15 protein-coding genes are annotated in these 23,287 nt (G+C 74.2%); 10 read left to right on the top strand and 5 right to left on the bottom strand.

Annotated elements, in window-relative coordinates; all coding sequences use genetic code 11:
- Positions 1-36 precede the first annotated feature (36 nt).
- Positions 37-1,086 carry a metal ABC transporter substrate-binding protein gene (locus ACTWP5_RS09190; RefSeq protein WP_443220292.1) on the bottom strand — a complete coding sequence of 350 codons (1,050 nt, stop codon included), beginning with the start codon at positions 1,084-1,086 and terminating at the stop codon, positions 37-39.
- Positions 1,087-1,262: 176 nt separating this feature from the next.
- On the opposite strand from ACTWP5_RS09190, the gene ACTWP5_RS09195 reads away from it, so the two are divergent.
- The 3 genes from ACTWP5_RS09195 (at position 1,263) to ACTWP5_RS09205 (ending at position 7,264) form a co-directional block, all read left to right on the top strand.
- Positions 1,263-2,645 carry a glycine--tRNA ligase gene (locus ACTWP5_RS09195; protein WP_443220293.1) on the top strand — a complete coding sequence of 461 codons (1,383 nt, stop codon included), beginning with the start codon at positions 1,263-1,265 and terminating at the stop codon, positions 2,643-2,645.
- Between the two features lie 101 nt (positions 2,646-2,746).
- A complete protein-coding gene (gene dusB, locus ACTWP5_RS09200; RefSeq protein ID WP_443220294.1) occupies positions 2,747-3,907 on the top strand; it encodes a tRNA dihydrouridine synthase DusB in 1,161 nt (386 codons plus the stop codon).
- A 174-nt stretch (positions 3,908-4,081) separates the two neighbouring features.
- Positions 4,082-7,264 (top strand): AfsR/SARP family transcriptional regulator, encoded by a 3,183-nt coding sequence (locus tag ACTWP5_RS09205; protein ID WP_443220295.1) that lies wholly within the window; start codon positions 4,082-4,084, stop codon positions 7,262-7,264.
- Between the two features lie 171 nt (positions 7,265-7,435).
- Here ACTWP5_RS09205 and ACTWP5_RS09210 read toward each other — a convergent pair whose 3' ends face one another.
- Positions 7,436-8,017: a GNAT family N-acetyltransferase gene (locus tag ACTWP5_RS09210; protein ID WP_443220296.1), complete on the bottom strand. Its 582-nt coding sequence runs from the start codon at positions 8,015-8,017 to the stop codon at positions 7,436-7,438.
- Positions 8,018-8,731: 714 nt separating this feature from the next.
- Between ACTWP5_RS09210 and ACTWP5_RS09215 the strand changes: the two genes are divergently transcribed.
- The 3 genes from ACTWP5_RS09215 (at position 8,732) to ACTWP5_RS09225 (ending at position 11,858) form a co-directional block, all read left to right on the top strand.
- A complete protein-coding gene (locus tag ACTWP5_RS09215; protein ID WP_443220297.1) occupies positions 8,732-9,433 on the top strand; it encodes a TetR/AcrR family transcriptional regulator C-terminal domain-containing protein in 702 nt (233 codons plus the stop codon).
- Between the two features lie 134 nt (positions 9,434-9,567).
- Complete coding sequence (locus tag ACTWP5_RS09220) at positions 9,568-10,251, top strand: hypothetical protein (protein WP_443220298.1); 684 nt, start codon at positions 9,568-9,570, stop codon at positions 10,249-10,251.
- A gap of 614 nt (positions 10,252-10,865) precedes the next feature.
- Entirely contained in the window at positions 10,866-11,858 is a 993-nt protein-coding gene (locus tag ACTWP5_RS09225) for an NAD(P)-dependent alcohol dehydrogenase (RefSeq protein ID WP_443220299.1), read from the top strand.
- Between the two features lie 265 nt (positions 11,859-12,123).
- Here the strand turns inward: ACTWP5_RS09225 and ACTWP5_RS09230 are convergent, their stop codons facing one another.
- Together ACTWP5_RS09230 and ACTWP5_RS09235 are read right to left on the bottom strand one after the other, a co-directional pair.
- On the bottom strand, positions 12,124-14,181 hold the full coding sequence (locus ACTWP5_RS09230; RefSeq protein WP_443220389.1) for an amylo-alpha-1,6-glucosidase: 2,058 nt from the start codon (positions 14,179-14,181) through the stop codon (positions 12,124-12,126).
- A 185-nt stretch (positions 14,182-14,366) separates the two neighbouring features.
- Positions 14,367-15,794, bottom strand: coding sequence for an MGH1-like glycoside hydrolase domain-containing protein (locus tag ACTWP5_RS09235; RefSeq protein ID WP_443220390.1), 1,428 nt, complete (start codon positions 15,792-15,794; stop codon positions 14,367-14,369).
- A 226-nt stretch (positions 15,795-16,020) separates the two neighbouring features.
- Between ACTWP5_RS09235 and ACTWP5_RS09240 the strand changes: the two genes are divergently transcribed.
- The 3 genes from ACTWP5_RS09240 (at position 16,021) to ACTWP5_RS09250 (ending at position 21,099) form a co-directional block, all read left to right on the top strand.
- Positions 16,021-17,280 carry an ROK family transcriptional regulator gene (locus ACTWP5_RS09240; protein WP_443220300.1) on the top strand — a complete coding sequence of 420 codons (1,260 nt, stop codon included), beginning with the start codon at positions 16,021-16,023 and terminating at the stop codon, positions 17,278-17,280.
- 445 nt (positions 17,281-17,725) lie between these two features.
- Entirely contained in the window at positions 17,726-20,353 is a 2,628-nt protein-coding gene (gene ppdK / locus ACTWP5_RS09245) for a pyruvate, phosphate dikinase (protein WP_443220391.1), read from the top strand.
- Positions 20,354-20,739: 386 nt separating this feature from the next.
- Positions 20,740-21,099: a VOC family protein gene (locus ACTWP5_RS09250; protein ID WP_443220301.1), complete on the top strand. Its 360-nt coding sequence runs from the start codon at positions 20,740-20,742 to the stop codon at positions 21,097-21,099.
- Positions 21,100-21,282: 183 nt separating this feature from the next.
- Here the strand turns inward: ACTWP5_RS09250 and ACTWP5_RS09255 are convergent, their stop codons facing one another.
- Positions 21,283-21,888, bottom strand: a complete 606-nt coding sequence (locus ACTWP5_RS09255) for a TetR/AcrR family transcriptional regulator (RefSeq protein WP_443220302.1) — start codon at positions 21,886-21,888, stop codon at positions 21,283-21,285.
- A gap of 203 nt (positions 21,889-22,091) precedes the next feature.
- Between ACTWP5_RS09255 and ACTWP5_RS09260 the strand changes: the two genes are divergently transcribed.
- Positions 22,092-23,264 carry an FAD-dependent monooxygenase gene (locus ACTWP5_RS09260; protein WP_443220303.1) on the top strand — a complete coding sequence of 391 codons (1,173 nt, stop codon included), beginning with the start codon at positions 22,092-22,094 and terminating at the stop codon, positions 23,262-23,264.
- Positions 23,265-23,287: the final 23 nt, after the last annotated feature.

The raw sequence follows: 23,287 nt of genomic DNA on the forward strand, positions 1-23,287 counted from the left end.
CGGCGAGTTCCTCGCCGCGGGTCGCGGCTGTGGTGTTCAGGACGCGCCGAGCGCGGTGCGCAGGGCGTCGAGGTTGGCGCGCATCACCGCGAGGTAGTCGTCGCCGGCCGACTCGTCCGTGATGCCCTCGACCGGGTCGAGCACGGCCACCTCCAGGCCGAGGTCGTCGGCGAGGGTGCGGGCGGTCTCGTCGCTCGCGAGGGTCTCGAAGAAGACGGTGGTGACGTCGTTCTCCCGCGCGATGTCGTTGAGCTCGCGCATCCGCTCGCCGCTGGGCTCGGACTCCGGGTCGAGGCCGGCGATGGACTCCTCGTGCAGATCGTAGCGGTGGGCGAGGTAGCCGAACGCGGAGTGGTTGGTGATGAAGGTGCGGGTCTCGGTGGTGGCCAGGCCCTCGCGGAACTCCGTGTCGAGGGTGGCCAGCTCGTCCGCGAGCCGGTCGCCGTTGCGCTGGTAGGCGTCGGCGTGGTCGGGGTCGGCCTCGGCCAGGGCGTCCGCGACGCCGTCGGCGATCTCGGCGAAGCGCACCGGGTCGAGCCAGACGTGCGGGTCCGTGCCGCCGTGGTCGTGGCCGTCCTCCGCGTGCTCGTCCTCCGCGTGCTCGTCCTCCGCGTGCTCGTCCGCGTGCTCGTCCTCCGCGTGCTCCTCCTCGCCGTGCTCGTGCTCGTGGGCGCCGGCCTCCAGCAGCGTGGTCAACGAGGTGGCCTCCACCACGTGCTCCACGCCGGACTGGGCGACGGCGTCGTCCACGGCGGGCTGGAGCCCCTCCAGGTACAGGACGAGGTCGGCCTCGGTCAGCTCCGCGGTCTGCTGCGGGCTGATCTCCAGGTCGTGTGGCTCGACGCCCGGCTCGGTGAGGGTGCTGACCGACACGTGCTCGCCGCCGATCCGCTCGGCCAGGAACTCCAGGGGATAGAACGACGCGACGACGTCGAGCGAGCCGCCGCCCCCACCCCCGCCCGCGTCGTCGGAGCCACAGGCGGACACACCGAGCAGTCCGAGGGCCGTCACACCCGTGACCAGCGCGGCTCGGGCGGGGACGGTCGCTCGGACGGAGCGTATTCGGGGGCGGCGGCGAGGTGTCATGACAGCCATTTTCAAATCACATGGAAACCATTGTCAAATGAAGTGACGCGTTTCTCAGCAGGTCCAGACCCCCGCCGCCCGCCCGTGACCGGGGCGTGAACCGATTTGCTGCCGCCCCCACGGACGCCGGTAACCTAAACCAATCCCATCTCGTCCTTCGTCCCGAAGAGAGCACCGTGGCCGCCGACAAGATCGACACCATCGTCAGCCTCAGCAAGCGCCGTGGCTTCGTCTACCCGAGCAGCGAGATCTACGGCGGCACGCGCGCCGCCTGGGACTACGGGCCCCTCGGAGTGGAGCTGAAGGAGAACGTCAAGCGCCAGTGGTGGCGGGCCACGGTCACCTCCCGTGACGACGTGGTCGGCATCGACTCCTCCGTCATCCTCGCCACCGAGGTCTGGCAGGCGTCCGGGCACGTGGCCACCTTCACCGACCCGCTCACCGAGTGCACCTCCTGCCACAAGCGCTTCCGCGCCGACCACCTGGAGGAGGCGTACGAGGCCAAGCACGGGCGCCTCCCCGCGGGCGGCCTGGCCGACATCAACTGCCCCAACTGCGGGAACAAGGGCGGCTTCACCGAGCCCAAGCAGTTCTCCGGCCTGCTCTCCACCCACCTCGGCCCCACGCAGGACTCGGGCTCCGTGGCGTACCTGCGGCCCGAGACCGCCCAGGGCATCTTCACCAACTTCGCGTCCGTGCAGCAGACCTCGCGCCGCAAGCCGCCGTTCGGCATCGCCCAGATGGGCAAGTCCTTCAGGAACGAGATCACGCCGGGCAACTTCATCTTCCGCACCCGCGAGTTCGAGCAGATGGAGATGGAGTTCTTCGTCAAGCCCGGCGAGGACGAGCACTGGCACGGGTACTGGATGGAGCAGCGCTGGAACTGGTACCGCGACCTCGGCCTGTCCGAGGAGAACATGCGCTGGTACGAGCACCCCAAGGAGAAGCTCTCCCACTACTCCAAGCGCACGGTCGACATCGAGTACCGCTTCAACTTCATGGGCTCCGAGTTCGGCGAGCTGGAGGGCATCGCCAACCGCACCGACTACGACCTCGGCGCCCACTCCAAGGCGTCCGGCCACGACCTGAGCTACTTCGACCAGGAGGCCGGCGAGCGCTGGACCCCGTTCGTCATCGAGCCGGCGGCGGGCGTGGGCCGCACCATGCTGGCGTTCATGCTCGACGCGTACCGCGAGGACGAGGCGCCCAACGCCAAGGGCAAGATGGAGAAGCGCGTCGTGATGCGGCTGGACCACCGCCTCGCGCCGGTCAAGGTGGCCGTGCTGCCGCTCTCCCGCAACCCGCAGCTCTCGCCGAAGGCCAAGGACCTGGCCGCCGCGCTCCGCAGGAACTGGAACATCGAGTTCGACGACGCGGGCGCGATCGGCCGCCGGTACCGCCGGCAGGACGAGATCGGCACCCCGTACTGCGTCACGATCGACTTCGACACGCTGGAGGACAACGCCGTCACCGTCCGTGAGCGTGACTCGATGAAGCAGGAGCGGGTCTCCCTCGACCAGGTCGAGGGGTACCTCGCCACCCGCCTCGTCGGCTGCTGACCGCCGCGCGCGACGTGCCACGGGCCACGGCCCCGGGTCCCCACCCGGGCCGTGGCCCGTGGCACGTCGGCCGGGCCCCCGGGCTGGGCGACAATGGAGGCGTGACCCAGTCCTCCCACGCCCCTCGGCACACCCTGCAGATCGGCCCCCTCACGGTCGACCCCCCCGTGGTGCTCGCGCCCATGGCCGGGATCACCAACGCGCCGTTCCGCACGCTGTGCCGGGAGTTCGCGGGGGGCCGCGGCCTCTTCGTCAGCGAGATGATCACCACCAGGGCCCTGGTGGAGCGGAACGACAAGACGATGCGGCTGATCCGGTTCGACGCCGCGGAGAAGCCGCGCTCCATCCAGCTCTACGGCGTGGACCCCGGCGTGGTCGGCCGCGCGGCGCGCATGGTCGCCGAGGAGGACCTCGCCGACCACATCGACCTCAACTTCGGCTGCCCCGTCCCGAAGGTCACCCGCCGCGGCGGCGGCTCCGCCCTGCCGTACAAGCGGCCCCTGCTCCAGGCCATCCTGCGCGCCGCCGTGCGCAACGCGGGCGGCCTGCCGGTCACGATGAAGATGCGCAAGGGCATCGACGACGACCACCTCACGTACCTGGACGCCGGGCGGATCGCGGCGGAGGAGGGCGTCAGCGCCGTCGCGCTCCACGGCCGCACCGCCGCCCAGCACTACGGCGGGAACGCGGACTGGTCGGCGATCGCGCGGCTGCGGGAGGCCGTGCCCGCGGACATCCCCGTGCTGGGCAACGGCGACATCTGGTCGGCCGAGGACGCGGTGCGGATGGTCCGCGAGACCGGCTGCGACGGCGTGGTGGTGGGCCGAGGCTGCCTGGGGCGGCCCTGGCTCTTCGCCGACCTCGTCGCCGCGTTCGACGACCCCGGAGCGGGCCCGGCACGGCCGACACTGCGCGAGGTCGCCGACGTGATGGTGCGGCACGCGCGGCTGCTGGGGGAGTGGCTGGCCGACGAGGAGCGCGGGGTGATCGACTTCCGCAAGCACGTCGCGTGGTACCTCAAGGGCTTCGCCGTCGGCTCCGCGCAGCGGCGCCGCCTGGCCGTGGCCGCCTCGCCGGCGGAGCTGCGCGAGCTTCTCGACGAGCTGGACCTCGACCAGCCCTGGCCCAGCGGCGCGGAGGGGCCGCGCGGCCGCACCTCGGGTAGGAACCGCGTGGCCCTGCCCGACGGCTGGCTCGACGACCCCTGCGACGCGTCGGCGGTGGTCGGGGCGGACGCGGAGCTCGCCACCTCCGGAGGTTAGGCCCCGGCCTTCGTCGGCTCGGGCTGCCGGCGATCGCTCCCCTCGCGGCCGTCCCCGCCCCACCCGTCGACGGCGCCCGCTCCCTTCGGTCTCACATTCCCGGCGAGGACCACGCGGACCCCGGGACACCGTCACACTGGTGAGTCCCCGGACGGAAGAAGGAGAACGCGGGACGTGAGGTTCCAGGTGCTGGGCTCGGTGGCGATCCGGCTCGACGGGCGGGAGGAGACGCTCACCGGCCGGCTGGAGCGCGCGCTGCTCGCCCTGCTGCTGGCCCACGCCGGCCAGTCCGTGCCCGCCGACGTCCTGACCAACGCCCTGTGGGGCTCCTCGCCGGATCCCCGCCTCCGGCAGCGGCTCCAACTCCAGGTCCACCGACTGCGCCGCAAGCTCGGGGAGGAGCACGGCCTCGCGTCGGGCCCGGTCGGCTACCGGCTGACCGTGGGACCGGGCGAGCTCGACGCGGAACGCTTCGAGTCGCTGGTCGACGAGGCGCTCGTGGCCGTCGCCCACGACGATCCGCGCGGCGCGGTCGGTCCGCTGCGCGCGGCGCTCGGACTGTGGCGGGGGACGCCGTTCGCCGGCCTGGACGTCCCGATCCTCGACGACTGGAGGCACCGCCTCGCCGAACGCCGCCTCGTCGCCCTGGAGACGCTGTACGAGTCCGAGCTGGCCGGCGGGCGGCACACGGAGGTCGTGGCGGAGCTGACCTCGCTGGTCCGCGAGCATCCGCTGCGCGAGCGGTTCCACGGACTGCTGATGACCGCGCTGTCCCGGGCCGGCCGCCAGGCCGAGGCGCTGGCGGCGTACCACACCGCCCGGAAGGCGCTGGTCGGGGAGCTGGGGCTCGAACCCGGGCCCGAGCTGCGGGAGCTGGAGCGCCGCATCCTCGCCGGCGAGGAGGTCGGCCGGGAACGGCCGGGGCCACCACGCGAGTCGTACCGGCCACCGGCCCGGGAGAGCGCCCGGGGAGCCCTTCCCTCCCCGCCCGGGGAAGCCCGTCGGAGCGCTCCGCCACGGGCTCCCGAGGCCGCGTCGCGCGCGCGGGGCGGTCACCTCCCGGCCCAACTCCCGCTGGAGGTACCGGTGTTCGTGGGCCGGGACGCCGAGCTGTCCGAGCTCGACGACCTGCTGGCGACGACACCCGCCGCCGTCGCGGCGCTCGCCGGCACCGCGGGCGTCGGCAAGACGGCCCTGGCGGTGCACTGGGCCCACCGCGCCCGCGACCGCTTCCCCGACGGCCAGCTCTACGTCGACCTGCGCGGCTACGGCCCCGACCAGCCCCTGGCCCCGCAGGACGCGCTGGCGGGCTTCCTGCGCGCGCTCGGCATGGAGGGCCGGGCGCTGCCCCAGAGTCTCCCCGAGCGCGCCGCCCGGTTCAGGACGCTGACCGCTGGCCGCCGGATGCTGATCGTGCTGGACAACGCCCACACCGTCGCGCAGGTGCGCCCGCTGCTGCCCGGCGGCCCGTCCTGCTTCACGCTGGTCACGAGCCGCGACGCGCTGGCCGGTCTGGTCGCCAGGGAGGGCGCCCACCGCGTCCGCCTGGAGCGGCTCCCCCCGACGGACGCCCACCGCCTGCTCCGGGAGCTGCTCGGCGGGCGGGCGGGGTCCGAACCCGAGGCGGCCGAGGCGCTGGTCGAACGGTGTGTCCGGCTCCCGCTCGCGCTGCGCATCGCCGGCGAGCTGATCAGGTCCCACCCCGCCCTCACCGTCGCCGGGCTGGCCGAGGAACTCGCCGAGCGGCAGGGAGTGCTCGACCTGCTCGACCTCGACGACGACCCCCACACCGCCGTGCGCCCGGTGTTCTCGTGGTCCTACGGGCGGCTCGCTCCCGCCGAGGCCCGGGTCTTCCGGCTCGTCGGCCTCCACCCGGGACCCGACACCGACGCCCACGCCGTGGCGGCGCTGGCCGGGCGCGGTGTCAGGGAGACCCGTCGGTCCCTGGACGTGCTGCTCCGCGCCCACCTCGTCGAACAGACCGGGAAGGGGCGGTACCGGCAACACGACCTGCTGCGGGACTACGCCGCCGAACTCGCCGCCGACGAGGCCGAGACCGAGGCCGCCGACGCCGACGGAGCGGGCCCCGCCGCCGAGCGGCCGTCCGCCCTGGACCGCCTGCGCGGCCACTACCTCCACCTCGCCTCGGCCGCCATGGACCTCTTCGCGCCCCACGACTACGCGCCCAGGCCCAAGGTGCCCTCGCCCGACGGCCCGCCGTGGGACGGCCCGCAGCCCCTGTTCGCCGACCACGAGCGCGCCCGTCACTGGCTGGAGCGCGAGCGGGCCAACCTGCTGGAGGTGACCCGGCACGCCGACCCGGCGTACGTCATCGCCATGTCGGAGACGCTCCACCTCTACCTGCGCGTGGGCGGCTACCTCGACGAGGCGCTCACCCTCCACCGCCGGGCGCTCCGCGCGGCCCGCACGACGGGCGACGCCGTCGCCGAGGCCCACGCGCGGCGCGTGCTGGGCACCATGACACACCTGTCGGGCGGCGACCTCGCGGAGGCGACCGACCACTTCCGGCGGGCGCTGACCACGTACGAGGAGACCGGCGACCGGGCCCTGCACGCGTCCGTGCTCAGCAGCCTCGGGTTCGTCCGCCAGAGGTCCGGCGACCTGACCGGAGCGATGAGCCTGTACGAACGGGCGCTGGCCCTCAACGGCAGCGACGGGAACTGGCGGGTGCGCTGCGCGGTCCTGGTCAACATGGGCCGCACGCTGCGCACCCTCGCCCGGCTCGACGAGGCGCGGGCCTGCCTGGAGAAGGTCCTCGCGCTCTGCGAGAGCCACGGCGACCGGTCCGTCGAGGCCAACGCCCACTGCGTCCTGGCCGACGTGCACACGCGACGGGGTGACGAGGACGCGGCGTTCGCCCACGCCCACCGCGGCATGGCGCTGGCCCGCGAGTCCGGCTACCGCCAGATGGAGGCCGTCTGCCTCACCAAGCTGGGCACGCTCCACCGCGGGCGCGGCGAGCTGGAGCCGGCGCTGCGGCTGCACGAGGAGGCGCTCGCCCTCGCCCGCGAGGTGGGCGACGGCGACCTGACCGCCGAGGCGTTGAACGCCCTCGCGACGACCCACGCCGCCGCGGAGCGGCCGGAGCGGGCGCTGCGGCTCCACCAGGAGGCGCTCGCCCTGGCCACCCGGGCCGGGGAGCGGACCGTGCAGGCCCACGCCCACAGCGGGATCGCCGAGGCCCACACCCGCCTCGGCGACCCCACCGCCGCCCGCGACCACCTGCGGCGGGCCCTCGCCCTCTACACGTCCTGCGGCCTTCCCGAGGCCGAGCGGGCACGGACCCGCCTCGACCGTCTGGAGCGCGCGACCACCCGGGTCACTCCGGCACGCTGACGACACGCCCGTGTCCGGCCGCGGTGAGGGCCCGGAGCCGGGAGCGGGTCCCGTCGGCCCGTGTGACGCGGCGCCGGCCTGGAGTCCCACCCGGACCTGTCCGCCGCGGTGGTCGCGGCGACACAGACCTTCGGCGTGCACCTGTCGGGGCGGAGCGGTGAAGGGCACCGGTCAGTGGGCGGTGGTCTCCCCGCCGGCCCTGCCGCCGCGGGCCCTCCACTCGTCGGCGAGCATCGCGTAGAGGGCGAGGTCCGCGCGCTCTCCCTTGAGCATCTCGCCCTGGACGAAGAAGCCCTCCCTGCGCATGCCCAGCCGCTCCATCAGCCGCATGGAGGGTGTGTTGTTCCCGTTGCACAGGCCGATGACACGGTGGAAGCCGTACTCCTCGAAGCCGATCCTCAGCACCTCGCGGCCCGCCTCGGTGGCGTACCCGCGACCGGCGTAGTCCGGGTGCAGCACGAAGCCGATCTCCGCCCGTCCGAGTTCGGCGCTCAGCCACTCCAGGTTGAAGTCGCCGATGAGGACGCCGGATTCCCGGTGGACCGCGGCGACGGCGAGGTTGTCCCCTTCCCGCGAGATGGCGGTCTGCCTCACACGCTCGGCGAGCGCCGTCCTCGTCTCCTCCCGGCTGCGCGCATTCCAGAGCAGGTACCGCGCCACGTCGGGACGGCGCTGGATGTCGTGGAGTTCGTCCAGGTCCTCCTCGGTGAACGGGCGCAGCAGCAGCCTTCTGGTCTCAACGCGAAACGTCATGCGGCACATGGTTCGCCAGCATGTGAGATCGCGTCAATTTCGCCGCCGCGATATTCAGGGGCGGGACTCCCCCCCGGGGGTCACGCCGTGAGGGCGCGGACGCCGTTCGCCGCTCTCGTCGCGGCGTGCGGCGCGTCGACGCTCGGGTCGACGACGACGTAGCGGCGGCAGCGTTCTCGGCACCGTGCTGCACGGGTGGGTTGGCGGGTCGGGCCGCCGGCGGCGCCGCGATGCCGCCGGGCCTGCTGCTCGCGGGAATCCCCCGCTCGACGTCATCGGACTGACCGGCGCGGTGCTCACCTTCGCCGCGCTGTGTCTCCTTGTCACGCCGTGCCCCGTCGTATTCCCGGCGTGGCGAAAAATGGGCGCCGGTGACAAGGGCGACCGCAACGAAAGCGCGGCCCCGGCGACCATTGCCGCGTTCGTGCCCGACAAAGCCGGCCGTGACAGACCGGATTCGAGCCTGGGACGAAGGCGCGGAAGGGATACGGCAGGAGACGGAAAAGAGGGGAACGAATCCCTGTTTCTTCGCGGTGCTCCGATCCTTCGCCCATCGTGTGCGGATCGCGAGCCGAGGAGGGGGCGGCGGCTGACCACGCCGGGTCCTCGGCCCGTCGGCGCCGGCCGGGCGCCCCACCCTGGGTGCGCGCCGTCCGCCCCGGGTGGCGTCCCCGGTGGCGCTGTACATTCGTCGAGGAATCCGGTGGAGAGGAGATGGTGGAGATCGCCACGCAGGCCGGCGCGGTCGCGCGGTCCCGCGCGCCCCTGAGCAGGGAGCGTGTCCTGGGCGCCGCCGTCGCCCTGGCCGACGAGGGCGGGGTCGAGGCGCTGAGCATGCGCAGGATCGCGCAGACGCTCGGTGTCGTGCCCATGGCGCTGTACAAGCACGTGGCCAACAAGAACGAGCTGCTGGACGGCCTGATCGACGTCCTCGTCGGCGAGATCGACCCACCCGACCGCGACGTCGACTGGCGGACCGCCGTTCGACGGCGGGTGCTGTCGGCCCGCCGCATGCTGCTGCGCCACCCGTGGGCGGCCCAGGTCATCGAGTCGCGGATCAAGGCGCGCACCACGCCGACCCCCGCGGTCATGGAGTACCTGGACTCGATGATCGGGATCTTCCGGGCCGGGGGCTTCTCGATCGATCTCGTCCATCACGCGATGCACGTCATGGGCAGCCGTCTGCTGGGCTTCTCCCAGGAGCTGTTCGAGGAGGCCCCCGACGGCGAGCCGGAGCCGGACGCCGTGCGGCCGGAGGAGATGGCCGCGCGCTACCCCCACCTCACCGAGCTGGCCATGGCGGTCACCCACGACCGGGACTCCGTCGTCGGCTCGGGCTGCGACGACCAGGCGGAGTTCGAGTTCGCCCTGGATTTGACGCTGGACGGCCTCGACCGCCTGCGGGACTCGGCCTGACGCGGTCGCGTTCACGGAAGCCCGTCCCGCGGGCGGCCGGTGTATCGTTTCGCCCTCCGTGGGGCGGGACCGTCCGCGCCATGGAGTGGGCGCTGCCGGCGCCGCACCCGCCCCAGCACGAAGGAGCGCGTCGGGTGAGCAACGTACTGACCATGAGCAGCAAGCAGGAACGGGTCGGCCCCGGCGAGCCCCTCGCGCCGGTCAGGCACCGGGTCGACCTCTCCGACGGGTCGGGACCGGCCCGGGTGGTCGCGCACGTGGCGCGCGAGCTGCCGCCGGGCGGCATACCCGCGTACCGCGCGGCCCGAAGGAGCGGCGCCCGCTCCTTCGTCCTGTGGGCCGACGAGCACCACACGGAGCGGGTGGCCACCCTGGTGACGCTGTCAGCCGCCGGCGGTGTCGCGAGGTTTCAGGTGCTCGGCGCCCAGGGCGAGCTCATCGGCACGCTCGTGCGGGAGAAGGCGCTGCGCGGCAGGGGCCTGCGCACCCGCTGGACCGTGACCCAGCCCGGCGGCCCCGAGGCGGTGGGCTTCAAGGGCCGGATCTTCTGGTGGTGCGTGTGGTGGCTGGCGTTGCCCTTGATGGCACTCGTCCTCGTGTTCACCGTCTTCGACAGCGTCCCCGGCAACGAGGGGGGTGTCGCGCGCGGCCCCCGGCGCATCAGGTGGCGCGGGGGTGGCCAGGTGCCGCTGGAGTTCCGGTCCAGGGGCAACAAGCTGCAGGTGCGCGCGCCGGGAGTGGACTGGCGGCTCGCGGCCGCGCTGATCGTCCTGCTGCGCACCTTCTCCGCCGACGCGTGGGACGCCGGGAAGAAGTGACCTTGTGAACGACCAGCGGCCGGCCACTCACCCGGCCTGGAGGCCCGGTGCGCCCGGGGCGTACCCGTCGCCACAGGCCAGGCCGGTCAGCGCGGCCTACCGGCGATGCGCCCGCGCTCTCGTCTGGCTCGCGGTCACCCTCGCGGTCCTCGTGGTGGCCGCGTTCGTGGTGAGTCTCGTCCTCCTCGCACGGGCGGACGAGGACACGGGGGACGCCGCCCTCGGTTACCTCGCCGTCCTTCTCTGGTTCGGGATCGCCGCCGCGGTCCCGGTCCTGCTCGCGGTTGCTGTCCCCGGCGCGGTCATGACGCGGCGTGTGCGGCGGCAGCGTCAGGCGGGGATCACACCCGACGCCACGTCTCGGAGGTAACGCCTCCCGGAGCCCGTCTCCCGGCCGTCGCCGTCGACACCCTCCCGTCGACACCCTCCCGTCGACACCCTCGCGTCGCCACCGCCGTTCCCGGCCCAACTCCCGCACACCCCCTTGACGGTGTACGCCGTACACCTATGCTGGGTGCGAGAGCTGGTGTACGCCGTACACCTCGGCTCGCCGCAGGCGAGCCGGCGGGGGCGCGGCGGACCGCGAAGCGGTTCCGAGGAGATGGGGAGTCCTGATGAAGGCAATCGTCCAGGAGCGGTTCGGACCGCCCGACGTCCTGCGGCTGGTCGACACCGACCGGCCCGGCGTCGACGCTCCCGACCAGGTGCTGGTGCGGGTGCGCGCCGCCGCGCTGAACCCCTACGACTGGCACATGATGCGCGGCGACCCGTACGCGGCCCGCCTGATGGGCGCCACGGGGCTGACCCGGCCGAAGTCCCGGGTGGCGGGGATCGACGCCGCCGGAGTGGTCGAGGCGGTGGGCGCCGACGTCCGGGGTCTGGAGCCCGGCGACGAGGTGCTGGGCTTCTGCCCCGGCTCGTTCGCCGAGTACGCGCGCACCACCGCGAGGCTGCTGGTGCCCAAGCCCGAACACCTGAGCTTCGAGCAGGCCGCGGCCGTGCCGATGGCGGCGGTGACGGCCCTGCGGGGCGTGCGGACCGTGGGCCGGGTGCGGGCGGGGCAGCGGGTGCTGGTCAACGGCGCCGCCGGCGGCGTGGGCACCTTCGCCGTGCAGATCGCGGCGGACCTGGGCGCGGAGGTCACCGGGGTCTGCGGCACCCGCAACGTCGAGCTGGTGCGTTCACTGGGCGCCGCGCACGTCGTCGACCACACCCGGGAGGACGTCACGGACGGGCGCGTGCGCTACGACGTGATCCTCGACAACGTCGGAAACCACCCGTTGAGGCGACTGCGCCGGGTACTCACCCCGGCCGGGACCCTGGTGGCCAACGGCGGCGGCTCGCCCGGCCACGTCGTCGGCGCGATCGGTTCGATGCTGCGCGTGGTCGTGGCGAACGCGTTCGTCCGGCAACGGCTCAGCCCCATCAACCCGGCGGCCCCGGCCGGGCCGACCCACGAGGACCTGCTCGCCGTCACCGCGCTCGTCGGGGCCGGCACCCTCACCCCGGTCGTCGACCGGACCTACCCCCTGGCGGACACGGCCGACGGCATGCGCCACGTGGAGGGGGGCCACGCCCGCGGCAAGGCCGTGGTCACCGTGCCGTAGGCCCCGCCCTCCCACGGCCGAGGGTCCCGGGCCAGCCTTTGAAGGCTGTCCCGCAGTCCCTGGCGGGTTCGCGACGCCCTGCGACGTCCTCCCCCAGACCCCTCCGGGGTCCGGGCGGTGCCCCCAGCCGCGTTGTCGTCGGTCGCCAGCCTGCAAGGCTGACTCCCTCCTCCGCCTTGCTGGGGGCACCCCGCGCCGCGGAGCGGCGTGGGGGAGAAGCCACAGGACGCCGCTCCCTGGTCCACCAGGGATTGCGGGACAGCCTTCAGCAGCTCGGCGTGGGCGTGTCCGAGGGCGTGGCCGCCGTCAGGGCGGTCAGGATCGCGAAGGGCGTGGCCGCGGACCACGCCTGGGGCGAGCAGGCGTGCGGGTACGGCACGGGCTCGGCGTGCTCCTCGCGGCCGTACCCGGCGATGGCCTCGGGGATGTGGAAGTCCGCGCTGGCCGCCAGGTCCAGCAGCCCGCGGCAGACCTCCCGCGCCTCGTCGTGCAGCCCGTACCGTGCCAGGCCCAGCGCCGCGATCGCGCTGTCGTGGGGCCACACGCAGCCGCGGTGGTACGACAGCGGGTGGTACGCCTCCTGACCGGCCGCCAGGGTGCGGATGCCCCAGCCGGAGAAGAAGTCGGGCTCCAGCAGGCGCCGCCCCACCGCCTCGCCGTGCTCGGCGTCGAGGATCCCGGTCCACAGCAGGTGCCCCGCGTCGGAGGCCAGCGCGTCGACCCGGCGGCCCTGGCCGTCGAGCGCGAGCGCGGTGAAGCCCTGCTCCGGCAGCCAGAAGTCCGCCACGAAGCGGGCGCGGAGCGACCGCGCCTCCGCCTCCATGCGCTCGGCGTACGCCGCGTCGTCCCAGTGGTGACGGGCCAGGTACGCGGCCTGGCGCAGCGCCTCGTAGGCGTACCCCTGGGCGGCCGCGGCGGTGATGACGCCCTTGGCGCGGGTGCCGTCGGCGAAGCAGATCGAGCCGGGGGAGTCCTTCCAGCTCTGGTTGGCCAGCCCGCCCTCGTCCGCCCGGTACCGCAGGTACCCGCCGTCGGCGAGGCCGCCGTGGTGGAACATCCAGTCCACGGCCGCCCGTGCGTGCCGCTGGAGCCGGAGCGCCAGCTTGCCGTCGTCGGTGGCCGCCGCGTGCGCGCCGAGCAGCGCCAGGAACAGGGGGGTGGAGTCGACCGAGCCGTAGTACCGCCCGTAGGGCACCTGGCCGAAGTGTGCCAGCTCGCCGTGGCGCAGCTCGTGGACGATCTTCCCCGGCTGGGCGACGCGCTCGGGCTCCTCCGTGGTGGCCTGCGAGCCGGCGAGCGCGAGCAGCGTGGCGGAGGCCAGCTCGGGACGGCTGTGGACGGTGAAGAGGGAGGTGACGACCGCGTGCCTGGCCAGCAGCGCGAGGAACCACGGGACGCCGGCGGCCGGCACCTTCAGCGGCTCGCCCTCGGGGCCCGTGGCCGACACCCGCAGCGCGGCGAGCTCGGCGAGACCCTGCGCGCAGGCCCTGGCGAGCTCGGGCCCGGACCATCCCTCGTCCGGGCCGCCCGCCTCGTCGACGCCGGCGAGGTCGGGACGGGCGTCACGGCCGAGGTCCGGGCCGAGGTCCGAGGGCAGGCCCGGGGTGGCGCCGCGGCCGGGGAGGCGGGGCAGGGCGGGGGCGGAGAGGAACGGGTCGGCGCCGGTCGTCGCGGGCTCGGGCGCGCCGTGCGGGTGCGCGTCGACCCTCAGCGCCACCTCGGCGGCGCCGTGCGGCGCCAGGCGCAGCAGCCACACCAGCCGCCGCGCGCCGCTGCCGGTCTCCTCGACCGCGTCGGGCGCCGGCTGCGCGGTCACCACCGTGCGGGAGCGCCACTCGCTGCGCCGGTACCCGAACTCGACGCCGTCCGGCAGCGCGGCACGGGTGCGCACGGCGTGCGGCTTCTCGTACCACCGGTGGTCGCTGCGCAGCTCGAACTGGTCGACGAAGTCGGCGTCGACCGTGAGGGCGAGCATCGTGGTGGAGGGCTCGCCGCGGTTGCTGCTGAGGCGGATGCGTTCGGTGAACGCGCCCTCGGTGACCGCCTGTTCGCGGAAGACGGTGTGCGCGGGCGCCTCGGCCCGGCTGCCGGGCGGCGTCAGCACCGCGAAGGCCGTGGCGGGGGCGCCGGGCCCGGCGGGCGACGCGGGCACGAGGACGGTGGGGGTGCTGCCGTCCACGGTCAGCTGCCAGCGACTGAGGTGCCGTGCGTCCCGGGCGAAGAGCCCGTCCGGCTGTGCACCGCGATCTCCGGTGATGTCGCCGGAGGGCCCCAACGCGACGAACGTCCCGTCGCGGACGAGCAGGCAGTGCTGCGTGGTGATCACCGCGGTTCCCTCTCCCTCTCCGATCCCCTCGGATCCCCTCGGATGCTCCCCGGGCCCCTCAGCCAGCGCGGGTCGCGCGCCGCCGGGCCCCCGGGGCCCGTCTCCTTGCTGTGGTGCGTCCGGCTCCGCCCGCCTGCCCGGCTCCGGTCACCCGTCGGCTCCGCCCAGCCGTCCGGCTCCCGTCACCCGTCCGGGCTCCGCCGTCCGGCCGGCACCGCCCGTGCGGCCCGCTCCCGCCGCCCGGCGGACCCGGCGCGCGGCGCGGCGAGCAGGTCGATGGTGAGCGCGGCCGTCCAGCCGAAGCCGCGGGCGCCGCGGGCCCGGCCGGTGAACGGGTCGACGTACTCGGCGCAGTCGGTGGCGCCGGCGGTGGTGACGGCCGCGGCGCGCAGCCGCTCGGCCAGCTCGTGCTCGCCGTGGCGCGTGAGTCCCAGGTGCAGCAGCCAGTTGACGTTGAACCAGGCCGGGCCGCGCCAGTACCTGGCGGGGTCGAACGCCCGCCCCGTCAGGTCGTAGCTCGGGGCCAGCCGCGCCGGCCCCGTGGGCCCCAGGCCGAAGTGCGGGCCGCGGGCGGTGCGCGCCAGCGCGGCGGCGATCTCCCTCGGCAGACCGGGCAGCAGCAGGGGGAGCAGGCCCGCGGCGCTGCGCTCGCCGATCGGCTCGTCGGTCAGCACGTCGTGGGCGAGGAAGAGCCCCTCCTCCGGGTGCCACAGCCGCTTGACGAGGGCGGTGGTGCGCTCCTCGGCGCGGACCTGGTGGTCGGTGGGGTCCTCGCCGAGCGCGGCGGCGATCTCGGCGAGCGCGTGCTCGGCGGCCACGAGCAGGGCGTTCAGTCCGGGGTCCTCAACGGCGAACGGCGGCTCGGGGCCGCCGTCGAGGTGATCGTCGAGGTATCCGTGGGCGCGGTAGTGCTCCGCGAGCCGGACGTACCGGCCGTAGTCCAGGTCGGTGGGGCGGTCGGCCGGGAGGCCGTGGTCGAGGTCGGCGCGGCGGAAGCTGCTGGAGGCCGCCGGCTCCACCCGGGCGAGCGGGCCGTCCCAGCACGGGCTGTTGTCCATGCCGGACTCCCACGGGTGCACGATCGAGGCCAGGCCGCGCCCGCCGAGGTCGCGGCGCTCGGTGAGGTACCGCTGCCAGGCGACCAGCCGGGGGTAGACGCGGGCGAGGAAGCCGTGGCGGGCCGAGGCGGCCGGGTCCGCCTCGTGGACCAGCCAGGCCGCGAGGGCGTGGATCGGGGGCTGCACGATGCCGGAGGTCTCGACGGCCGCGGGGGCGCCGGCCCTGGCGCCGGCGGCGGAGGAGCGCCAGAAGTCGGGGCTCGGGAAGTACGCCTGGTGGGGGACGGCGGGGTTGAAGACGATGTGCGGGATGCGGCCGTCGCCCCACTGGGCGTCGAGCAGCGTCTCCAGCTCGCGCTGGGCGCGCGGCGGCGAGACGTGGCGCAGGCCGATCGCGATGAAGCCGGAGTCCCAGCTCCACTGGTGGGGGTAGAGCGCGCGGGAGGGGACGGTGGAGGCTCCGGTCCAGTTCCGTTCGAGCACGGCGCGGGCGCACGTGTACGCGTGGTGGGCGCTCTCCGCGGTGTACGCCGTGTATGCGTTGTATGCGATCGGTCGGTCTGGGACGGGGTGGTCAGCGCGTTCCACGTGCTCTCCGGAGGGGCCGTGTCGTCTCCGCGGCGTTACCGCGCTGTCACGCGCGGGCCGGTTGTTTTGTCGAAGGTACCGCAGGGTTACGTCTACTTAACACGCAAAAGTAGCGCTGTAATATCTACTTGACAAGCTAAAGGGGGTGTGAAGTACCCGACCGAGGACGACCGGGAAGGCACGGCGGGCGATGACGCAGGCGAGCGCGGGACACCTGTTGCGGTTGATCCGCGACGGACGGGCGACGACGCGTGGGGAGATCCAGCGGCTGACGGGTCTGTCGCGCACCACGGTCGGGCACCGGCTTGACCAGCTCTTCCGTGCCGGGTGGGTGCGGGAGGCGGCGGGTGATCCGGTGGAGGCGCCGACCGGGGGACGCCCGGCGCTGCGACTGACGTTCGACGCGGGACACGCCGTCGTCCTCGCCGCCGACCTGGAGACGCGCCACGCGCGGGCCGCCGTGCTCGACCTCGCCGGCGTGGTGCTCGCGGAGCACGCGGGGGAGATGCTGGTCAGCGCGGGTCCTGACGAGGTGTTGGACCGTCTGGGTCAGTGGTTCGCGGCGCTGTTGGAGAAGGTCGGCGCCGACCCGGCGACGGTCGGCGGCGTGGGGCTCGCCGTGCCGGGGCCGGTGGACTTCACCTCGGGGCGGCTCGTGGAACCGCCGATGATGCCGGGCTGGGACGGCTTCCCCGTGCCCGAGCGGATGCGCCGTGCGCTCGCGCGGCACGTGGCGCGGACTCCAGGGCTTGAGGCACAGGGGGGCGCACAGGCGCACTCAGGGGGCGCGCGAGGGGTGTTCGGCGGGGAGCTGCCCGTCCTCCTGGAGAACGACGCCAACCTGATGGCCTACGCGGAACAGCGCCGGGGATTCCCCGACTGCGCCGCGTTCCTGCTGGTCAAGGTCTCCACCGGCATAGGAGCGGGCGTCGTGGTGGACGGCGGGATGTACCGGGGCATCGACGGCGGCGCCGGCGACATAGGGCACATACGCCTCGCCGACCATCCGAACGCGCTCTGCCGCTGCGGGAACTACGGCTGCCTCGCCGCCGTGGCCAGCGGCCGGGCGCTGGCGGAGCGGCTGACCGCCGCCGGCATACCCACCGCCTCGGGGTCCGGCGTCCGCGACCAGCTCTCGATCGGCCATCCCGAGGCGGTGCGGCTGGCCCGCGAGGCCGGCCAGCTGGTCGGCGACGTGCTGGCCACCGTCGTCACCCTGCTCAACCCCGGCGTCCTGATGATCGCCGGCGACCTCGCCGGCCCTCCGTTCCTCACCGGGGTGCGCGAACTGCTCTACCAGCGGGCGATGCCCCGCACCACGGCCTACCTCCAGGTGGTCACCTCCCGGCTCGGCGAACGGGCCGGCCTCGTCGGGGCGGGGGCGATGGTCGTCGAGCACCTCTACGCTCCCGAACGCGCGGACGCCCGCCTGGCGGCGATGGGCCTGTAGGCGTCGCGTCCAGCCGCCGCCCCGCCCCGCGCCGCCGCCGCGCCCCGATCGCCTCGCCGTCGGCCCTCCGCGTTCCCGCGTCGTTCCCCGGACGTCCGCCCGCCCCCGGCCCCGTAGCCCTGTCCGCCTCCCCACCGGCCTCGTGCGCACCTCGCCTCCCTCGCCCTCCATCCGTGCGCGGAAGGGCCCTCTTTGCCTGCCGTCGCGCCCTTTGTGTGCGTGATGCCTGCCACGTATGATGAAAGCGGCGCTCAAATGAGCGGATGGGCGGGTACCCTCTCGCCGTCAGGGCAGCCGTACGCGAGGAGTCAGTCCCGTGCCGGAAACACAGACCCACCCTCATCCCCACCCCCCGCACCCCATAGCGCCGACACCCCCACCGTCCTCCCCGCAGCCGTCCCCCTCCCCGAAGCTGGTCTACGACCTCGCCGAGGGCAGCCGGGAGATGAGGGACCTCCTCGGCGGCAAGGGCGCGGGCCTCGCCGAGATGACCCGCCTCGGCCTCCCCGTACCTCCGGGCTTCACCCTCACCACCGAGGCCTGCCGGACCTACCTGGCCACCGGCGCCGAACCCCCCACCCTGCACGGCGAGGTGAGTGCGCACCTCGCCGCCCTCGAGGAGCGCATGGGCGGCCGGCGCCTCGGCCGCGGCGACGACCCGCTGCTGGTCTCCGTCCGCTCCGGGGCGAGGTTCTCCATGCCGGGGATGATGGACACCGTCCTCAACATCGGCCTCAACGACACGGCCGTCCACGCGCTGGCCGCCCGCTCCGGCGACGAGCGCTTCGCGTGGGACTCCTACCGGCGCCTCATCCAGATGTTCGGCCACACGGTCCTCGGCATCGACGCCGACCGCTTCGAGGAGAAGCTCGCCATCGCCCGCGACGCCGTCGGCGTCGCCACCGACGCCGAGCTGAACTCCCGCCACCTGCGGGGCGTCGTCCGGCAGTTCAGGGACCTCGTGGTCGAGCACACGGGCCACGACTTCCCCCAGGACCCGCGCGAACAGCTCGACCTCGCCGTCCGCGCGGTCTTCGACTCCTGGAACGGCGACCGCGCCCGCCTCTACCGCCGCCAGGAGGGCATCCCCGACGACCTCGGCACGGCCGTCAACGTCGTCGCGATGGTCTTCGGCAACCTCGGCCCCGACTCCGGCACCGGCGTCGCCTTCACCCGCGACCCGGCCTCGGGCGCGCAGGGCGTCTACGGCGACTACCTGCCGAACGCCCAGGGCGAGGACGTCGTCGCCGGCATCCGCAACACCGTCCCCCTCGCCGAACTGGCGCGCCTGGACCGCGCCTCCTACGACGAGCTGCTGCGGATCATGGAGGTCCTGGAGAACCACTACCGGGACATGTGCGACATCGAGTTCACGATCGAGCGCGGCCGGCTGTGGATGCTCCAGACCCGGGTCGGCAAGCGCACGGCCGCCGCCGCGTTCCGCATCGCCACGCAAGCGCTGGACCAGGGCCTGATCGACGCCGAGGAGGCGCTGCGCCGCGTCACGGGCGAGCAGCTGACGCAGCTGATGTTCCCCCGCTTCGACGTGAACCACCACGCGCGGCCCGTCGCCACCGGCATCCCGGCCTCACCGGGCGCCGCCGTCGGCGTGGCCGTCTTCGACTCCGCGACGGCCGTGGCGCGGGCCGCGGCCGGCGAACGCGTCGTGCTGGTCCGCCGCGAGACCAACCCCGACGACCTCGACGGCATGCTCGCCGCCGAGGGCATCCTCACCTCACGCGGCGGCAAGACCTCCCACGCGGCCGTCGTCGCCCGCGGCATGGGCAGGACCTGCGTCTGCGGCGCCGAGGAACTGCGCGTCGACGCCGCCGCCCGCCGCCTGACCCTGCCCGACGGCACCGTCGTCGCCGAGGGCGAGACCCTCTCCGTCGACGGCTCCACCGGCCACGTCTACCGCGGTGAGCTGCCCGTGGTGCCCTCCCCGGTGATGGAGTACTTCGAGGGCGGCGGCACCCCGCCCACGGCAGGCGACGCGCCGGACGAGCTGGTCACCGCGGTGCACCGCCTCATGACCGAGGCCGACCGCCGTCGCCGGCTCGGCGTCCGCGCCAACGCCGACACCGCCGAGGACGCCGCCCGCGCCCGCCGCTTCGGCGCCCGCGGCATCGGCCTGACCCGCACCGAGCACATGTTCCTCGGCGAGCGCCGCGCGCTCGTCGAACGGCTCATCCTCGCCGAGGACGACGCGGAGCGCGGCGCCGCCCTCGACGCGCTGCTGCCGCTCCAGCGGCAGGACTTCCGCGAGCTGTTTCAGGCCATGGACGGCCTGCCGACGACCATCCGCCTCCTCGACCCGCCGCTCCACGAGTTCCTGCCGGACCTCACCGAGCTGTCGGTCCGCGTCGCGACCGGCGAGGGCGGCGCGGCCGACGACCGGCTGCTCGCCGCCGTCCGGCGCCTCCACGAGCAGAACCCGATGCTCGGCCTGCGCGGCGTCCGCCTCGGCCTCGTCGTGCCCGGACTGTTCAGCATGCAGGTCCGCGCCATCGCCGAGGCCGCCGCCGCGCACCACGCCGCCGGCGGCGACCCGCGCCCGGAGATCATGATCCCGCTGGTGGGGACCGTGCGGGAGCTGGAGCTGGTCCGCGCCGACGCCGACCGCGTCGTCGCCGAGGCCGCGCCCTCGTTGACGATCCCGCTCGGCACGATGATCGAGCTGCCGCGCGCCGCCCTGACCGCCGGCGAGATCGCCGGCTCGGCCGACTTCTTCTCCTTCGGCACCAACGACCTGACCCAGACCGTGTGGGGCTTCTCGCGCGACGACGTCGAGTCCAGCTTCTTCGCCGCCTACCTGGAGAAGGGCATCTTCCCCGCCTCCCCGTTCGAGACCCTCGACACGGAGGGCGTCGGCGCCCTGGTCCGCACCGCCGTCGAGAAGGGGCGCGCGGCCCGGCCGGACCTCAAGCTCGGCGTCTGCGGCGAACACGGCGGCGACCCGGACTCGGTCCACTTCTTCCACGCGGCGGGCCTGGACTACGTCTCCTGCTCGCCGTTCCGCGTCCCCGTGGCCCGCCTGGAGGCCGGCCGGGCGGCCCTGACGCCGCCCACCTAGGCCAACGAGCCAGCCGGGGCCCGTCGCCTCCTCTCCGAACCCTCACCGGCGACGGACCCCGGCCTTCCCCAGGGGGGCGGCGCCTGTGCGGAGGCGCCGCCCCCCGCCCCCTCGCATCGCCGCCCGCACCGCCGTCCGACCGTTCGTGGGAGTTCCACTCGGCTGGGACGGGGCCGGTGAACCACAGGGTGGCGACGCCGTCGACGAGGGCCCCGGTCTCGATCGAAATCCTGTGGATATCCGCGGATGTTCGCCGAGAATGGTCGCGAGCGGCGAGGTTCGCGAGCGACCGGTGCCGACAGAGGATCGGAGACGAGGACCGAGACGGACGGGCCGCGGAGGCCCGAACCGACGGCATCGCCCGCCACCACAGGAGAGCTGACGCCATGGCGAACCGCTGGGCCGGAGTGACCATCGACTGCGTCGACGTGGAACGCGTCGCGGACTTCTGGAGCGCGCTGCTGGACCGCCCGCGCACGCCGTCCCGCCCGGGCTGGGTCTACCTGGGCCGCTCCGGCGACCCGCAGCCCCGCCTCACCTTCCAGCCCGTGACCGAGCCGAAGCGGGGCAAGGCGCGCCTGCACCTGGACGTCGTGGTCGACGACATCGACCGGGGCGTCGCCCAGGTCGTCGCCCTCGGCGGCCGGTTCACCGGCGAACGGCACGACTACGACGAGGGCGTGGTCGTCGTGATGACCGATCCCGAGGAGCACGAGTTCTGCCTGGTGCAGTACTACGGACAGTGAGGGGCGCGCGTGACGAGCGAGGACACGCGGTGTGGCCCATGGTGCCGGGCGACGTCGAGGTCGTCCGGGTGCTGGAGTGGCACCGGCCGTTCGCGCCGACCTCGTGGGGGCCTCGCGCTCGGCGGTGGGGGCTCGGGTCCTCGGCCTGAACGGCGCGGCTGGGGGTGACCGCTCAGCGGGTGCTCAGGCGTGCGGGGCCGCCGCCCGGACGCCGGCGAGCACCACGCTGACGATGCGCTCCGCGTCCGTGCGCGTGAACGGGCGCATGCCGCGGTTGACGATGAGGTGCACCGGGCCGGAGATCATCTCGCCGAGGAAGGAGCTGTCGACCGGGGGGAGTTCGCCCCGCTCGACGGCGGCGTCCACGCGTCGCCGCATGGCGGCCACGCGCTGGTCGAGGATCCTGCTCAGCGCCTGGACGGTGGAGCTCTGGCGGGCGGGCTGGACGGCCTGTTCGAGCGTGCGGCCGAAGGGCGTTTCCAGGCCGCCCGCGAGGGCCACCAGGAAGTCCACCAGGTCCCGGTGGATGTCGCCGGTGTCGGCGACCGAGGCGAGGTCCTCGGCGTAGCGCAGCAGGGCCTCGACCACCAGCTCCTCGCGGTCGGGCCAGTTGCGGTAGACGCTCGTCTTGTGCACGCCGGCGTGCTCGGCGACCTCCTCGTAGCGGAAGCCCGCGATGCCGTCGCGCGCCACGAGCTCGACGGTCGCGGCGAGGATCTGCGCCCTCACCCGCGCGTTGCGGCCACCGGGGCGCCGTGCGGCCGGCCGGTCCGCGGTCCCGTCGGTCATCGCCGCGCTCACCTCCTGCTCCTTCGCCGGGGTGCCGATTGTCGTCACGTGCGGCGTTGCGGTGCAAGCCGGTGGTAGGTACGCTCGCTAAAAGCGACAGATTGTTTCTTTAAAGTCGGATCGCCGTCGCGTCGGTCTGCCCGGCCGGCGAGCGGTGGTCGATCCGATCGCCCACCCACCTCGGCGGAACCTGGAGCGCACACGTGAAGATCCTCGTCTCGGGAGCCGGTATCGCCGGGCTCGCCTGCGCACGCGAACTCGGCACCCGCGGCCACGACGTCACCGTGGTCGAGCGCGCCGGCCGCCTCCGAGTCACGGGCACGCCGATCGACATCCGCGGTGACGCGATCGAGGTCGTGGACGGGATGGGGCTGCTCGCGAAGATCCGGAAGCAACGGGTCCGGATGTCCGAGCTCACCCAGTTCGTCGACAGCCGGGGTGAGCCGGTGGCCCGGATCCCGTTGGCGGAGATCAGTGACTCCGACGACGACATCGAGCTCCTCCGAGGGGACCTCGTGCGGATCCTCGCCGACGCGCTCCCGGCCACCGTGGCGATCCGCTTCGGCGACGCGATCGGGACGCTGACCGACGCCGACGCCGACGCCGACGCCGACGCCGACGGCGACGGCGACGGGAGCGGGGGCGGCCGGGGCGGGGGCGTCGACGTGCGGTTCGTCTCCGGACGCACCGGGCGGTACGACCTCGTGCTCGGTGCCGACGGCCAGCACTCCGCGGTCCGCGGGCTGGTCTTCGGCCCCGAGGAGGACTACCTGCGGCACCTCGGTGTCTACCTCGCCCTCGCCGACCTGCCCGGCGAGGCGCGATCGGAGGGCCCCAACGCGATCCACAACGTCCCCGGCCGGATGGCGGGCGTCTTCCGGTACGGGGGCGGGGCCGTCGCGGTCTTCCAGTTCCGCTCGGAGGTGGTCGGCCACGACCACCAGGACCTGGCCGCCCAGAAGAGGATCCTCCTCGACGCGTTCGCCGGCCAACGGTCCTGGCGCATCCCGGAACTGCTCGACGCCGCCCGCGCCGACCCCGCCTTCTACCTCACCCCCGCGAGCCAGATCCACCTGCCCGCCTGGCACCGCGGCCGCGTCGCCCTCGTCGGCGACGCCGGATACAGCCCCGCCTTCCTGTCCGGCCGGGGCACCTCACTCGCCCTCACCGGCGCCCGCTTCCTCGCCGAGGAACTCGAACGGTGCGGCGACGACCACACCGCCGCGTTCACCCGGTACGAGGCCCGGCAGCGCCCCTACGTCACGTTCGCCCAGGGCCGCGTCCACAGCGGTCGCGACCGCATGCTGCCTGCCACCTGGGCCGCCATCGCCGCCCGCAACGAGGCGCTGCGCGCATCCGGCGCCGGCGCGTCCTGAAACCCGCCCGGACACGGGGCGTG

Origin of the sequence: Streptomyces sp. 4N509B (genome assembly GCF_052245655.1) — a bacterium.
Lineage (GTDB): Bacteria > Actinomycetota > Actinomycetes > Streptomycetales > Streptomycetaceae > Streptomyces.

Coding starts and splice junctions, on each gene's coding strand:
- ACTWP5_RS09190 (WP_443220292.1), bottom strand. CDS start 1,086: ATGACACCTCGCCGCCGCCCCCGAATACGCTCCGTCCGAGCGACCGTC.
- ACTWP5_RS09210 (WP_443220296.1), bottom strand. CDS start 8,017: ATGACGTTTCGCGTTGAGACCAGAAGGCTGCTGCTGCGCCCGTTCACC.
- ACTWP5_RS09215 (WP_443220297.1), top strand. CDS start 8,732: ATGGTGGAGATCGCCACGCAGGCCGGCGCGGTCGCGCGGTCCCGCGCG.
- ACTWP5_RS09225 (WP_443220299.1), top strand. CDS start 10,866: ATGAAGGCAATCGTCCAGGAGCGGTTCGGACCGCCCGACGTCCTGCGG.
- ACTWP5_RS09240 (WP_443220300.1), top strand. CDS start 16,021: ATGACGCAGGCGAGCGCGGGACACCTGTTGCGGTTGATCCGCGACGGA.
- ppdK (WP_443220391.1), top strand. CDS start 17,726: ATGAGGGACCTCCTCGGCGGCAAGGGCGCGGGCCTCGCCGAGATGACC.
- ACTWP5_RS09250 (WP_443220301.1), top strand. CDS start 20,740: ATGGCGAACCGCTGGGCCGGAGTGACCATCGACTGCGTCGACGTGGAA.
- ACTWP5_RS09255 (WP_443220302.1), bottom strand. CDS start 21,888: ATGACCGACGGGACCGCGGACCGGCCGGCCGCACGGCGCCCCGGTGGC.